A 15,322-nucleotide genomic window follows, 5' to 3' on the forward strand; every position below is an offset into this window, starting at 1 on the left:
AAGGCACAGATAAGGAATACTGACCGTAACAGAAAAATCCTTGTTCCCGAGTGACATAAGAGACGCATCCAATGAATATTGATTTAACCCAACTGGTCACGGAAAGTCGAAATGCAGCCAGTGCCGACATTGATACACTGTCGACGTTAGACATGCTGACGGTGATCAATCAAGAAGACCAAAAAGTCGCCCTTGCAGTGGAAGCGCAACTGCCTAACATCGCGCTGGCGGTCGATGCCATCACTCACGCTTTTGCCAACGGTGGCCGTTTAATCTACATGGGTGCGGGAACGTCAGGCCGCTTAGGTATTTTGGATGCCAGTGAATGTCCGCCAACCTATGGCACGAACCCTGACATGGTGGTTGGGCTGATTGCCGGTGGCCATCCCGCCATATTGAAAGCGGTCGAAAACGCCGAAGACAACACAGAGCTTGGTCAGAAAGATCTTGAAGCACTGAACATCACGAACAAAGACGTGGTGGTGGGTATTGCGGCAAGTGGGCGCACTCCTTATGTATTGGGCGGCATGCGCTACGCCAAATCAGTTGCTGCAACGGTGGTCGCCATTGCCTGCAACCCGCACTGCCCAATGGTTGATGAAGCGGATATCGCCATCACACCGGTGGTTGGCCCTGAAGTTGTTACAGGCTCGTCGCGCATGAAAGCAGGTACCGCTCAGAAACTTGTACTGAATATGCTGACCAGCGGCGCAATGATTCGCAGTGGTAAAGTGTATGGCAATTTGATGGTGGATGTAGAAGCCACCAACGCCAAGCTCGTTCAGCGTCAAGTGAACATCGTGATTGACGCCACAGGTGAGTCACCTCAAGCCGCGGAAGCCGCGCTCAATGCCTGCAATCGCCACTGCAAAACCGCAATCTTAATGTTACTGGCGGGAATTGATGCCTCAGAAGCAAAAGCGCGCTTAGAGCAACACAATGGTTTTATCCGCACCGCATTGAACGCCAAGTAGTGCGTTTATTTTGGTGAGTCACGATGAAGCAATTGTCGCTGAAGTCTCCGTGAATAAAACCCTTCACAAGCGCACCAACTAGCCACTTTTAACACGGCGTTTTTAAGTTTAAAAGCGCCGTTAACCTCGTCTAAACATCCCTAATATTTCCCTCTTTACGAGCAAAGGGTTTTATTTTTTCTCGCACCTGCATCTAAATTCCAAACCTCGTCGTCTCTTGTTTTAACACCTCTTTTCACATGGTCGTGAGAAAAAGCAATGCGCTTACCACTTCGACGCCGAAGTGCTTATGAAAGGACTGAAAGATGAAACATTGGACTTTATTGGCTCTGTTTTTTCCAGCGCTGGCCTCTGCCCGCGCGAATACGCACTTTACAGGTGGCTTCGGTATCACAGAAAGGACAGATGACACATACCAATGGATGCACAATAACAAGCCTTTGTATCCGTGGCTTCCTATGTATTTATGGTTTCCTTTGGATCTATGGTTTAAAGATAAGGCTCCCAGCGACACTATCGGTGATGGTGTGAAAAACGTTTGGTATTTCGTGCAGCAGTAAGGGAAGACAGTGAGCGTCGATAAACAACAACTAACATCGCTACTCTCACGCGTAGCGCTTCGAGATCAAGAAGCATTCGAGGCGCTCTATGCTTTGACGAACGCGCGACTTTTTAGCTTAGTGAAATCCATTGTGAAAGACGACCAACTCGCCGCAGACCTTCTTCAAGAAGGCTTTTTGAAGCTTTGGTTTAATAGTCGTCATCACCCTATTGAGCACCCATGGGCTTGGCTTTGCCAAAGCATGAGAAACCTTGCCATTGATGAACTGCGCCAACGACGACGGCGTCAACAAAGTGATGACAGCTCAGTGCTTTTATCCCAAGAAGCGGCAGCCAATGACAACACGTCCACCCCAAATACAACGAAACGACAACGCCTCGATCTCTGTCTCGAGGCGTTGCCTTATGAGAAACGCAACGCCATCATACTCGCCTATCAACACGGTATGACACACCAAGAAATCGTCGCGCACATCAATTCGCCGCTGGGCACAGTAAAGTCATGGATCAGACGCGGACTGCAGGAGTTGAAACGATGCCTAACCGAATAACAGCCAAGCGCTATGCATCATCCGAGGTTCGCGACAGACTGGCTGCACAATATGTGTTGGGTACGTTAACTCCCCGAGTTCGTCGTCGGCTCGAGCGTTTGATTCAACAGGATCCAACGTGGTGGGAAGATATCGCCCATTGGCAAAAACACTTTAGTGGGCTAACCCCTTCTATGGATGAAAATCTTGAAGAGCAGCTGTTTTCTCCTGCCCCACAAAAAGTGTGGGATCGTATTTCTCTTGCGCTGTTCCCAAGAAGCCACCGACACGAAGAAAGCCTATCGACACACTCCCCCACTCGCCGTTGGCCATCGTGGTTTACACCAATTGGATTCGCTTTCGCGCTTATGCTGGGCTTGTACCTCAGACCGATCATTACACCTGAGCCTATATTGCCTCCTGATGAGTCCAACCTAACAGGAACGTTAATTTCGCATGTTCAACCCGCAGCCTACTTCGCGATGATGTCCTCGAACGTTGAAGATAATCAGTTCGCACTGGTGGCGTATCAAGGTGTGAGGCCAGGTGAATCAACCATCCGCTTACAACGAAACCTTCGGGAAGCCAATCTGCCGTCCGAGACAGCCATGGTATGGATGCGTGATAAATCGAGCGGAAAACTGCAACGTATCGACACACTCAGACGCATCAACGACACACGTTTTATGAGCCCAACTGAATGGAAGGCGCTGAAAAACAGTTCGGAATTATTGGTGACAGAAACCAATGACCCAACAAGCACAGTAATTTACCAAGGTGATTGTGTAGAGCTGAGTGATTGGAACGCGATCTAAGCGAGAAGATAAAAAACAAAGTGCAGCTATCTATGCGCGTGAAGCAATCTCCGTGAAACCATCTAGGTTTTGAGCAAGTTGAAGGGTCTTGAGCAAATTGAAGGGCATATGAGTGAACATCTCTATGCCCTTTTGTGCTTTCTCTCGAAAAGCACCATATCAGTGCATCTAAATCACCTGAAATGCACAACAATGATGCAGAAAACACATCGAAGCCGCAAAGTCTCGGTGCAACTTACCCAAAAAACAAAATCCATTAATTGAATATATATCAATAAATTATAGATAGCCTGCACTCTATTGGTGTTTCTCTGCACCCTTATTGAGCGACTAGGCATGATTTGTGCTTTATCGCTCTCTAGGAAAATTCTGTTCTCAAGGAAGTAGAGGAAATCACAGTGGAAAATATTAGTAGCGCGATTCAAACGCTAACGGAAAGCGCGAACACGCTCTTTATCTTGATGGGTGCCATTATGGTACTTGCCATGCACGCAGGCTTTGCCTTTCTAGAAGTCGGTACCGTTAGGCATCGCAACCAAGTCAATGCCTTGGTAAAAATCATGTCAGACTTTGGCTTCTCAGCGCTTGCATACTTCTTTATTGGCTACTGGGTAGCCTACGACACCACCTTCTTTAGCAGCGCAGAAACACTGTCCGCCAACAACGGTTATGAACTGGTTAAGTTCTTTTTCTTGATGACATTCGCCGCCGCCATTCCCGCCATAATCTCTGGTGGCGTAGCAGAACGCGCTAAGTTCGCGCCTATGCTTGTTGCGGCTGCAGCCATCGTGGCATTTGTCTATCCATTCTTTGAAGGCCTGATTTGGAACGGTAACTTTGGTTTCCAAGATTGGCTTGAAGCGACATTTGGCGCGGCTTTCCACGATTTTGCGGGTTCAGTCGTCGTTCACGCCGTCGGTGGGTGGATTGCACTCGCAGCCGTGCTCATCCTTGGTGTGCGAAATGGTCGCTATCGTGGCGATCGTTTGATTGCATTTGCACCTTCTAACATCCCTTTCCTCGCCCTTGGCGCATGGATCCTGACCATCGGTTGGTTTGGCTTTAACGTCATGTCAGCGCAAACACTCGACGGCATCAGCGGTTTGGTCGCAGTGAACACTTTAATGGCAATGGTTGGCGGCATCGTCGCATCACTTATTGTCGGCAAAAATGACCCAGGCTTTCTACACAACGGTCCGCTAGCGGGTCTCGTTGCCGTTTGTGCGGGCTCTGACCTAATGCACCCAATTGGTGCGCTCGTTACTGGTGGTGTTGCTGGCGCATTGTTTGTTTGGTTGTTCACCCTAACGCAAAACCGCTTCAAGATTGATGACGTGTTGGGTGTTTGGCCATTGCACGGTGTGTGTGGCATGTGGGGTGGCCTTGCTGCGGGTATCTTCGGCTTGGAAGCCTTGGGTGGCTTGGGCGGCGTGAGCTTTATGTCTCAGCTTATCGGCACCATTGCAGGTGTGGTTATCGCTTTCGTCGGCGGTTGGATTGTTTACACTGCCGTAGATAAAACGGCTGGTATTCGTATGACAGAAGAAGACGAATACAACGGCGCAGATTTGGCCATTCACAAAATTGCCGCAACGTCAGAAGACTAATCGCGCGCTTTAAACACCGCCATTGAAACACGATCAAAAAGGCCATCTCTACATATGAGATGGCCTTTTTGTTTCTGGCAAAACGCACTGTTCAGCGCGTTATTTTTGCAAGAAATGAGATTGATAATATTTCGGCGTAACGGCGAGTTTCTTTTTGAATTGGCGCTGAAAGTGCGCTTGATCCGCGAAGCCAAGTTGCAGCGCCACGTCAGCAATGTCATTGCCCGATTTCAGCATGACTTTGGCGCGCTTAATTTTCTCATCCATCAAGTAAGCATGCGGCGGCAAGCCGAACTGACTTTTAAATGCTCTGAGCAGTTGATAGCGGCTCATACCCGCCTCTTGCGCTAAGTCTTCGAGTTGATGGGTATGGTCAATATCATCTAACAGCTTCTCGCGAATTTGCATCAATCGTGGCTGCTTTGTCATTCGACCGACCTGTTCACGCCCCCACTTACCCAGCATGACCTCGATGAAATCGAACAGGCACACTTGGGCTTGTAACGCACTCGAATCAGATTGTAATGCTTCGAATAAGGCTTCAAATCGCTGCTGAATGGCGGAATGACGTTCTACGTCATGAAGGAATGGTGTGTAGTCTGACGAATCACGTTGAAGGACATCGCGTTGTACGTCACCCATTTTGAGAGTGTCTACAAACAACATGCTATAAGACCAAGTGCCCGCTTGAGGGTTGCAGGCATGCACGTCCGCGGGGTTGATCGTCACTACATCGCCACGCCCAATTTGATGGATGTTCTGGCGATTGCGATAATGCGCGTGTCCTTGATTGATGATGCCAAACGAAAATTCATCATGAGAATGCGCTTCGTAACAAGCATGACTTTGGTTTGCCACTCGCAATTCCACCCAAGGCAGCACGGTGCTTTGCTTGAAACTGGCGCTAGTGTCCTTTTTCATCGCTGTCCTTTTTGATATTGCTTTGATGATGCGTTAAGAGTGTGGCTTTCCTTACGTCCATATCATTACCACAGAAACCGCCAACAACCCACCCATGATGCGATTGAAGGCACGTTGCTGTTTGGGATTTTCGAGACGGGTAGCGAGCACTGTCCCTAGTACTGCCCAGACACCGACCCCTATCAGACACAACACCAATGACACGCTGGTGAATATCAACAAGTACAAGCCTTCGTCGCCGCGCCCCACCACAAACAAGCTGATGCCAGACATTGCAACCAACCACGCTTTCGGGTTCAGCAGTTGAGTCAACGAGCCAGTCCAAAGCCCTGATCGCATTGAGTGTGCCGTTGCCATCGATGTGACGGGCGCGGAAAAAATCTTATACGCCAAATAGAATAAATACAGGCTTCCGCTGACTTGCATGATCCCTTCCAGTTTCGGCAATACGGCCAACAAACTGTGCATGACACTGCCTGAACAATACACCACAAAGGCATACGCCAATGACGCCCCCAAAACATGCTTTGCCGCTTCCAATACGCCTGCGTTCACCGCTGTGCTGGTCGCCAGAATATTCACAGGGCCAGGGGTTACTGCGCCGACGAACGCAAAGGTCGCCATCGCCAAAATCACACTTTCCATATCGCACTTCCCATATCGTACTCCTTCTTCGATAGGCACAGCGTATGGCAAGCCAGAGTCAGGGTATTGAACGATATTGCAGCCGGTCGACGAGGCACTTTTAACTCATTGATCAGCAAGGCGGATAAAAACCTTCTCATGATGCGTCAAATCTATTCGTTGAATCACATTCCAAAGCGGATTTGCAGATTATTCTGAGCGCTGTTAATTACCTAAATTGGTCGTATATGAATGCCCTCTTACTTGTTGGTTTAATTGTATTAAATGGACTGTTTGCGATGTCAGAAATTGCTCTGGTTGCATCAAAAACCAGTCGCCTTAAAAAGCTCGCCGCAAACAGCAAAGCGGCTGCCGTTGCGCTTACTTTAAAAGAGAACCCAAACACCTTCCTCTCTACCATTCAAATCGGCATCACGGTTATTGGCTTGCTCAGCGGTATCGTCGGGGAAGCCACATTGTCCGTGCCATTCGCCGAGATCATGGTTCAAAACGGCATGGATGCAGAAACTGCAAACCTGCTGTCGACAGCGTGTGTGGTCTTGGGCATCACGTATTTCGCCATCGTGGTTGGCGAGCTGGTTCCTAAACGTATTGCGCAATCCAATGCGGAAGCGATTTCTATGGTGGTCGCATTCCCTATCCTTTGGATATCGATTATCACGCGCCCATTCGTGGTGGCACTGAGCACATCAACACAAATGATGTTGAAACTGCTTAAAGTTAATCAAGACAACGACGGCATCGTGACGGAAGATGATATTCAAGCCATAGTGAATGAAGGGTCGGAATCCGGCGCGATCGAGCCGCGTGAACAAGTAATGATTCAAAATATCCTTCACCTGAATGATCGACTCGTTGGCTCACTGATGACGCCAAGGCGTGACATTGATTTCCTCGACATCGAACAACCCATCACACAGATCCACAAACGTATTCGAAGCACCAAGCACAGCGTGTTTCCGGTATGCCAAGGCAATTTGGACAGTGTGATCGGCACAGTCTCGGCCAAGATGTTGTTGAGTACAGAAAACGAACTCTCAACCATCACCATCGGTAAATTGCTTAAGCAGCCTTTGTACGTCCCTGAATCCATGAAAGGGCTAACCTTGCTCAACCATCTGCAAATGCACAGTGCGGAGATGGCATTCATTGTCGATGAATACGGCGACATTCAAGGTCTTGTCACGCACTACGATTTACTGGAAGCCATTGCAGGCGAGCTGTCATTGTCACCTCAGGAGCAATGGGCCAAGCCGCTGCCAGAAGGCGGCTGGGTGATGGATGCGCTGATCCCAATCAGTGAATTCAAAAACAAATTCAATGTCACACGCGTTGATGGTGAAGAAGTGGAAGGCTTTCAAACACTCAACGGCATGCTGACGTGGCGAGCAGGTCGCCTACCTGTTGAAGGGGAAACCATTCAGCACGACCAATGGTTGTTTGAGGTGTTGTTGATTAATCACAACCGAATTGCCCGCGTGAAAGTCACTGAGAACATCTCTGTTGAAGAAGCGGTTATCTAATTAGGCACGAAAAATCAGGGGAAAAAAGAGCCCGGCACCCAAGGAGGAAATGCCGGGTATGGATAACAGAACCGAATGAAAAATACTGTTATCAAAGGAGTGTGTTTGCGCTAGTGCCAACTCGAAAGGCCTTAGCGCTGATGATCACGACGACGAAACAGAGAGTCCATTTGCATCAAAAAAGTGAAGCTTGTTGGCGTGGAACTGGAGTCCAATAGGATCTCCCGCTCGCACTTCACTTTCTCCGTCGGTACGAACAGTCACTTTGCCCAATTCGCCGCAATCAACAACTAGATAGATATCCGCACCTAGGTATTCAGTCACATCAATAATGCCTTTGCAGTTTCCTTCTTCTGGCGACACCAAATTAATGGCTTCAGGACGGATGCCCATTTGCGTTGCTGGCCTATCAAACGGATACTCTCCGCCTTTGCCTCCGGCGAGGCCAAACTCTCCACCCTCGGTCACACACGGGATGATATTCATCTTCGGACTGCCGATAAATTGCGCCACAAATAGGTTTGCGGGATGATCATAGAGTGTCTTCGGGCTGCCGACTTGCTCGATGATCCCTCCTTGTAGCACCACGATTTTATCGGCAAGCGTCATCGCTTCCACTTGGTCGTGCGTCACGTAGATCATCGTCGATTGCAAAGACTGGTGAAGCTTGGCGATTTCATAACGCATTTCTACGCGCAGTGCCGCATCAAGGTTCGACAACGGTTCATCAAACAAGAATGCCGTGGGATCGCGCACAATGGAGCGACCTATCGCCACTCGCTGGCGCTGACCACCAGATAGGTGTCGAGGTCGACGGTCGAGATAAGGTTCTAGCTTGAGCACCTGCGCTGCGTAATTGACCTTCTCATCAATTTCAGCTTTTGGCCTACCCTGCGTTTTCAAACTAAAGCCCATGTTGTCACGCACCGACATGTGCGGGTACAAGGCATAGCTTTGAAAAACCATGGTGAGGCCGCGCTTTGCAGGCGGCTGATCGGTCATGTCGACATCATCAATCAAGATTTGACCGCGGCTCGTTTCTTCTAGACCCGCAATCATGCGCAGCAATGTGGACTTTCCACACCCAGACGGGCCGACGAAAATGACCAACTCCCCTTCTTCGACCGACAAATCGATGCCTTTGATAACCTGCGTATCGCCGTACCACTTCTCAACACGATTAAGTTGAATAGAGCCCATAATCCTAGCCTCCTGCTATGTCTGACAACGACCAAGACAGCCAAACCGATGCCGTCCATGTGAAATGACCACCGCCTGCGGGCTGACCATTGTCTGCGTTGAAATACTCCGCAAAACCGAAATTCGCAATCAGCCCTGCTGTCTGTTGTCTAACCGCTCGCGCTAGCACCACGTGCCCTTGATCTTCCAATCCCCAGCCGACTAATGCGTTCATCATTGCCCACACAGGGCCGCGCCAATAACGCATCGCGTCATAGTCATCGCCCGCGGGGTCATAACTAGGCACAATGTTGTGGCCACTTGCTAGCAGTCGTTCGAGATGCGCAATCATGTCAGGGCTTTCAATGCCGGCATACCAACAAAGAAATGAGGCGTTAGACAAGCTGCCTGCAAATTTCCCATTACGAAGGTTAACGCTATCAAACGCATCGATTTCCTGGTTCCAAAGCGTCATGCAGCCTTTTTCTAACGCCGCAATCCATGCTTCGATTTCGCTGACATCTTCGCCCAACATGCGCCCAATTTCCGCCAAGTCGCGGTGACCACGCAGCAAGGTAAACGTAAGCGTGGGGTCTGCGACTCTAAACGACGCATTGCGCGCAATTTCAGCCTCATCCCAATTGGCGTCTCTGCCAAAATAAAGCAGGGAAAGGTAACGGTCATAGTCGAGCTTGGTTGGACGCATAGACGCATCTACGTGTGAGGTATCACGACGCTGATATTCCCCAACTTTCGAGGTATCAATCGCTTGTGAAGCCTCATCCCAATCTGGCGCATTGTCTCGGCCACTTTCCCAAGGGTGTGTGCTCGCCACTGCGCCTGATTCGGTGCGGCTTTCCATATACCAGCGATGCCATTTCAACAGCGAAGGATAGAGCGACCGCAGCTTTTGCTCGCCTAGCTCGGGATCACGCTGATAAATCTTTCGCGCAAAGGTCGCCACCAAAGGCGGCTGGCTAATGCCCGAAGAGGCGATTGGCCCTTTTCCTTGCCACACATCTGGCCCGGGGAAATACCCCTCATCAGGCTGATGAAACACAATGTGCGGCACCATGCCGTTGTCCCATTGTGCGGTGAACAAGGTTTCTATTTCCTGCCATGCGCGTGGCAGATCAAAGGTAGCAAACCCTAGTGCCGCGAAGGCGCTATCCCAGTTCCACTGGTACGGATACAACCCGGCTGTCGGCACGGTGTAGCCACCACGATCATTGTCTTTCAATATATTGATAGCTTGTTGATCTAACGCTTCCATCATCGGTTCCCTAAACTGTTTTCTGTCCAAATCTTCATTGATCTTTTCACGTGGCTACTTCACCGACCCTGCGGTAAGTCCCTTCACCATAAAGCGCTCTAGTCCGAGGAAAATAAGCATGATCGGCACCGTCGCAATCACTGCACCGGCCATCAAATGCTGCCGTGGGATCTCAGAACTGTTGAGCATGGCAACCCCTCGAGTCAGGGTGAATTTCGATGGGTCATCTAATAACATGAATGCCAATAGGAATTCATTCCACGCAATCATGAACACGTATAGCGAAACCGACGCCATGGCTGGCAAACTCAGTGGCAGGGTGATTTTCCAGATCACTTTGAGTCGCGACAATCCATCCATCAGCCCGGCTTCTTCTATCTCTGCGGGCAAACCACGGAAATAGCCTTGCAGCATATAAAGGGCGACAGGAATGGTGGTGACGGGATAGATGAGCAAAATCCCGAACAAGGAATTTCTCAACCCCAGCATGCTAAAACCAATGTATATCGGCAGCGCGAGAACGATCATCGGCACCATATAAATCAGCAAGATTGAGCGCGACATGGCCGCCTGACCACGAAAACGTAATCGCGCTACGGCGTACGCACCTGGCACACTGAACAGCAAGGTGACAAACACGGTCGCGACCGACACGCTAAATGAGGTCAGCAAATATTCGCCAAAATTAAACTGCTCGAACAGCTCAATGTAAGAGCGGAACAAGCCCAGCCCTTTGTCCAAATCCAAACTGAAATCGAGGGGGTTGGCGAGCAACGCTTGTTGGCTTTTTAGGCTCGTCATCACCATCACGTAAAACGGTATCGCCACGATAATGATGAAAAACAAATACCCAAACCAATAGAAGAAGTTAATGATCGCGCCTTCAAATTCATGGCGATCCAGCCAACCTTTCGGCGCATCCACCAGCATGCGCGACAGCGGCCAGACGGTGAACAACGCCATGACAACCAAGGCGACGGCTTGCGATATCGTATCGATTTGTAGCGAGAGCGAAAATGGCTCTAAGCCCGTCATTACAAGGAATAACAGCAAGAATACCGTCGTGCCACTGACCACAAGCGCCGTGCCTTCTAAGCGTTGTTGCATGCGCAGCACATACACCGCGGAAACCGCACCCGCAATCAAAGACGCTAACATCACAGGTGCTACGGCGGCCCCTGTCATCAGTGCCAATGCTACCGTGACAGTCACTGCGGAGCTTGCACCCCACAGCGCACCAATTGCCGCACACACAAAATCGGATTGTCGGTACCAAATCTGATCGGAAGTCGTTTTCATAACCCCTCCTCCCTGCTGACATATCGGAAAAACAAGAACGAGAAGATCAACAAGCACGCGAAGATCACCACAGCAACGGCCGCGCCCGCACCAATGTTCGACAAGGCGAATGCCTGTTCGTATACATTCACTGTGAGTGTCCGTGTGCCTGCGTTACCGCCAGTGAGAAGGAAAATGTCGTCAAATTTGTTGAACGTCCAGATAAAGCGCAGCAAGAACAGAACGGACAAGATGCCCAGTAGCTGCGGAATCGAGAGATACCAGAACTGCTGAAAAGGTGATGCTCCATCCATACGCGCGGCTTCATACATGTCCGCATCAATAGATTGCATTCGCGCCAAAATGAACAAGAACGAAAGGGGGAAATAGCGCCAAATTTCAAACACAGTCACGCTGATCAAGGCCAGAGGCTTCTCACCAAAGAAATTGATCGGGGATTCAATCGCGCCCATTTGAATGAGCAGTGCATTGGCTGAACCGGAAAATGGATCGAACAATGTCACCCACGTAAAGGCAACGGCAATGACAGGCGCAACATACGGGAACAGCATTAATCCGCGGATGATGCCTTGTCCTTTAAACGTTTTGTTCAGCAAGAGCGCCGCCATCATGCCCACCACGAGCGCACCGACGGTGCCAAACACGGTGTAAAAGATGGTCACCCACAGCACTTCTCCAAACTCGTCGCTATCAAACACTTTGGCGAAGTTTTCGGTGGTAAAATTGGCATTGAAGAGATCTGAGCTGCTGACGCCCGTCATTTCTGCAGGGTAATCACGCATCCCAACAGGGTTAGCAAGGTACGCTGCTTCTACCACAACCGGTATTTGAAGCCTCTTTTTGTAGCCTGGTTCCCAGTCACCCAAATCACAATTGATTTCGCGCCCGCTGAGCGTGCAGTTTTCTGGCACAGACTGAACGGCTAGCCCTTCAGGCAGCACGTCTTTCAGCGTCACCTCTGTAATCGGCTTTTCTTTCGATCGGTTCGTTAAACGGTATTCAATGAGAATGTCATCGCCGACAGCTTTCGCTTTGCCTCGAAAACGTTCATAAACGTTGGGCTCTACCGCACGTAAATCTGAGAGTTGAATGGGTTTCACACTGATCCAGAAAATGGCCAGCAATGGCAGCAGTACCACCAATGCCACAGAGATCAGAGTGGGAGACAAAAGGCCCCATGCAAGCCGCGTTTCGCGCCGTTGCAGTGGCCCTACCCCTTTCGGCGGTTGAGGCTGAGTATTGTAAGATTGTTCGCTCATCCCAATTCCTTGGATAATATCTGCCCGTCAGGAGCGGAAATATCCGCTCCTGTGTTAAGGCAAAATAACGCTATTGGATTTCAGCTAACGCTTTATTCATCGCATCGACAGTGCTGGATGCGTCACGTTTGCCGTCTATGTATTCACGTACCAGACGATTGATGGATTGGCTGTTGATCACGCGAGATGCCAGCGCCAATTGGCCTTCTGCCACACCCCAACGTTGTGCATTGTTCAAACCCGACACGATTTCGTCGATCATCTCTGCTTCGTACAGCTCAGAGAGTGGTGCTTTGCGGTCAACGCCCACAGGCAGTTTTGACCACGCTTCGGTATATAACGTCGGGTTGTTTTCATCACCACGTCGAACAGGGAATTTACCTTCAGGGGCAATGGCCAAGGTGTTGGTGTAGCCGTCGCTCATTGAATAGCGAACAAACGCCATGGCGTTATCAATATCCGCGTCCGTGGTGATACCGAAATAACGCACATCGCCCCACGCGGCGCCTTCTGGGTTAGACGGGCCGGAGAAACGCGTCACGATACCGGTTTTAGACGCCAACTCAGGGCTGGTTGGATCGTCATTGATGGTTGGTGGCGCACTGTCTCGCAAGCCTGCTAGCTCATCAAGAATGAAGGGAGACCAAATGATCATGGCTGCCTTGCCTGCGAAATACAGTTCACGCGATTGCTTCCAATACAACTCCCCATCCGGTGAGGCATTGGCAATTGCTTTGTAGAAATCGAGCACTTCTGTGGTCTTTTTCTTATCCAGTGCTTGGATACCCTCTTTGTTAACCGGAGACACACCATTAGCGAGGAAAACATGCTCTAGCACTTGGCTCATGAAGTTTTCATCCACTTTGGTTGCTGCCACAAAACCAAACATTTCTGGCGGGTTGTGTAGCGCTTTCAGCGCCGCAACGACATTCTTAAATGAATCTGGCGCAGCAAGTTTCTTCTCGTCGAATAAGTCTTTTCGGTACACAATCATTTGTGTCCAACCATCGACGGGCACCGCCGCGTAACCATCTGGCACCGTGGCCATTTGCAGTGCGCCAGAAGCAAAGGTGTCATCCCCTAGCTCTTCCACTACTTCGGTGGCAGCATCAGCGTCGAGAATCCCAGCTTCACTCCACGGCAAGGTATATTGCAGCGGGTGATAAATCACATCAGGCAAATCACCGGCAGAGAAGGCTGCCGTAGCACGTGTGCCAAGGTCGCTTTCCGTTACAGGAATGACTTCCACTTTGGTGCCAGTGAGTTTTTCAAAATCCTTTGCCATGTCTTTTTGGCGCTCAAGCCGCTCAGGTTGCTCCTCTGTTGTCCAGAATCTAAACGTGTCGGCCGCATAAGCGGATGAAGCACCAAACATCGCTGACAACACAATACCTGCCAACCAACGACGCTTGCCTGCTTGCTGATTATTCATGGTTTTCTCCTTTTAGTGCGTCACTACTTCCTACACTGACGACGTGTCAGTACTGACGCTCTCATGATCATCACGATGACAATGAGAACGTCGTTGCATCAGTTGGGCATCCATGAGTTCACGCAACGCTTCGGGTTGCTCGCCGTTAATTTGTCGCAATAGCAACGACGCCAATTGTTCTCCTGATAGCCGCATATCAACGGAAAACGTGGTAAGTGGCGGAGAAGCAAACTCACTTTCTGGCAGTCCGTCATAGCCAATCACGGCCAAATCAGACCCAATTTCTAATCCTTTGTCCGCTGCCGCTCGGTAGACACCCAGCGCAGCAATATCCAGTGCACACACAATCGCGGTAGGCGGTTGCGGCAACCCAAGCAGCTTCGCACCCAGTCGCTGACCCGCAGCTTTGGTGATCCCGCCAGATACGATGAGCGCTTCATCAATGTCTAGCCCAGCCTGCGTGATCCCATCTCGGTAGCCCTGCTCACGAAGATGGCTATAGTTGTATTCTTTGCCGCCATTGATGAATGCGATGCGGCGATGTCCCTTGTTCGCCAGCAGGCTGACAGATGCCTGCATGGCTGACTCGCCACGAATATCGAAATTGCTCACACCGGACATATCAGCGGTACGACCAAAAATCACAAACGGCACCTTGGCCGCTTTGAGTAGATGAACACGCCCATCATCCACTCGGCTTCTGGGCAAAATAAAGCCATCCACTTTGTGCTCCGCAATCAATCGCGACAGCGTCGATAGTTCGTCATCTTCACTGTTGGCAGTTGCCACCGTCAGCGTCCAATTTTGACGGCTAACTGCACGGCTTATCCCATCAATAAAGTTAGTCAAAAATGGACGGTGGGCGTTGTCGTTACCCAAATTAAGCACGAGGCCAATCGCTCTGACCTGTCCCGTTTTTATCGCCTGCGCATAGCTCAGCGCCCGATAGCCAATTTCCTCAGCTTTCGCTCTGACGCGTTGCTTCGTCACAGGTGAAATGTCGGGATAATCATTCAGCGCTCGAGAAACCGTGCCTTTGCTCAACCCCAAGGCACGCGACAGATCATTAATCGTCGGACGTTTATCTCGTTGTGATTTGGTCACACTCTTGGCGCGAAGACTGAATGTCATTGGTCACTCACTTTTTGCATCATTCTTTTAAAAACTATTTAACGAAACCGGTTTCGGCAAATAATGAATGCATCAATAGTGAGAAAAAAATGCCCCCATAAGCGAACCGACCGAAGGGGGGTTGATATCGAATACCTTAAAGTTGTTTAGGCATCGTCGATAAGAACGAGGAA

At 50.0% G+C, this 15,322-nt stretch carries 14 protein-coding genes; 6 read left to right on the forward strand and 8 right to left on the reverse strand.

Annotation, left to right across the window (positions count from 1 at the left end):
* The first annotated feature begins 71 nt into the window (after positions 1-71).
* The 5 genes from murQ (at position 72) to Q365_RS0100850 (ending at position 4,487) form a co-directional block, all read left to right on the forward strand.
* Positions 72-974 (forward strand): N-acetylmuramic acid 6-phosphate etherase, encoded by a 903-nt coding sequence (gene murQ / locus Q365_RS0100830; protein ID WP_028021557.1) that lies wholly within the window; start codon positions 72-74, stop codon positions 972-974.
* A 305-nt stretch (positions 975-1,279) separates the two neighbouring features.
* Complete coding sequence (locus Q365_RS0100835) at positions 1,280-1,534, forward strand: COG4315 family predicted lipoprotein (RefSeq protein WP_028021558.1); 255 nt, start codon at positions 1,280-1,282, stop codon at positions 1,532-1,534.
* Between the two features lie 9 nt (positions 1,535-1,543).
* Positions 1,544-2,086 carry an RNA polymerase sigma factor gene (locus Q365_RS0100840; protein WP_028021559.1) on the forward strand — a complete coding sequence of 181 codons (543 nt, stop codon included), beginning with the start codon at positions 1,544-1,546 and terminating at the stop codon, positions 2,084-2,086.
* On the forward strand, positions 2,071-2,880 hold the full coding sequence (locus Q365_RS0100845) for a hypothetical protein (protein WP_028021560.1): 810 nt from the start codon (positions 2,071-2,073) through the stop codon (positions 2,878-2,880). The genes Q365_RS0100840 and Q365_RS0100845 overlap by 16 nt, the downstream gene beginning before the upstream one ends.
* Before the next feature lie 398 nt (positions 2,881-3,278).
* Positions 3,279-4,487 carry an ammonium transporter gene (locus Q365_RS0100850; protein WP_028021561.1) on the forward strand — a complete coding sequence of 403 codons (1,209 nt, stop codon included), beginning with the start codon at positions 3,279-3,281 and terminating at the stop codon, positions 4,485-4,487.
* Between the two features lie 99 nt (positions 4,488-4,586).
* On the opposite strand, the gene Q365_RS0100855 is transcribed toward Q365_RS0100850, so the two are convergent.
* Together Q365_RS0100855 and Q365_RS0100860 are read right to left on the reverse strand one after the other, a co-directional pair.
* Positions 4,587-5,408 (reverse strand): helix-turn-helix transcriptional regulator, encoded by an 822-nt coding sequence (locus Q365_RS0100855; RefSeq protein ID WP_028021562.1) that lies wholly within the window; start codon positions 5,406-5,408, stop codon positions 4,587-4,589.
* A gap of 51 nt (positions 5,409-5,459) precedes the next feature.
* On the reverse strand, positions 5,460-6,053 hold the full coding sequence (locus tag Q365_RS0100860) for a LysE family translocator (RefSeq protein ID WP_028021563.1): 594 nt from the start codon (positions 6,051-6,053) through the stop codon (positions 5,460-5,462).
* A 227-nt stretch (positions 6,054-6,280) separates the two neighbouring features.
* On the opposite strand from Q365_RS0100860, the gene Q365_RS0100865 reads away from it, so the two are divergent.
* The gene (locus Q365_RS0100865; RefSeq protein ID WP_028021564.1) at positions 6,281-7,576 is read left to right on the forward strand and encodes a hemolysin family protein; all 1,296 of its coding nucleotides are present in this window, start codon (positions 6,281-6,283) and stop codon (positions 7,574-7,576) included.
* Positions 7,577-7,720: 144 nt separating this feature from the next.
* Here Q365_RS0100865 and Q365_RS0100870 read toward each other — a convergent pair whose 3' ends face one another.
* From Q365_RS0100870 to Q365_RS0100895, 6 genes are all read right to left on the reverse strand, one after another.
* Entirely contained in the window at positions 7,721-8,776 is a 1,056-nt protein-coding gene (locus Q365_RS0100870; protein ID WP_028021565.1) for an ABC transporter ATP-binding protein, read from the reverse strand.
* Between the two features lie 4 nt (positions 8,777-8,780).
* Entirely contained in the window at positions 8,781-10,028 is a 1,248-nt protein-coding gene (locus tag Q365_RS0100875; protein ID WP_028021566.1) for an MGH1-like glycoside hydrolase domain-containing protein, read from the reverse strand.
* A gap of 54 nt (positions 10,029-10,082) precedes the next feature.
* Positions 10,083-11,327: a carbohydrate ABC transporter permease gene (locus Q365_RS0100880; protein WP_028021567.1), complete on the reverse strand. Its 1,245-nt coding sequence runs from the start codon at positions 11,325-11,327 to the stop codon at positions 10,083-10,085.
* Positions 11,324-12,586, reverse strand: coding sequence for a carbohydrate ABC transporter permease (locus Q365_RS0100885; RefSeq protein WP_028021568.1), 1,263 nt, complete (start codon positions 12,584-12,586; stop codon positions 11,324-11,326). The genes Q365_RS0100880 and Q365_RS0100885 overlap by 4 nt, the downstream gene beginning before the upstream one ends.
* A 70-nt stretch (positions 12,587-12,656) precedes the next feature.
* Entirely contained in the window at positions 12,657-14,018 is a 1,362-nt protein-coding gene (locus Q365_RS0100890) for an ABC transporter substrate-binding protein (protein ID WP_028021569.1), read from the reverse strand.
* A gap of 30 nt (positions 14,019-14,048) precedes the next feature.
* Complete coding sequence (locus Q365_RS0100895; RefSeq protein ID WP_028021570.1) at positions 14,049-15,149, reverse strand: substrate-binding domain-containing protein; 1,101 nt, start codon at positions 15,147-15,149, stop codon at positions 14,049-14,051.
* Between the last annotated feature and the right edge of the window lie 173 nt (positions 15,150-15,322).

Origin of the sequence: Enterovibrio calviensis DSM 14347 (assembly GCF_000621165.1) — a bacterium.
Classification (GTDB): domain Bacteria; phylum Pseudomonadota; class Gammaproteobacteria; order Enterobacterales; family Vibrionaceae; genus Enterovibrio; species Enterovibrio calviensis.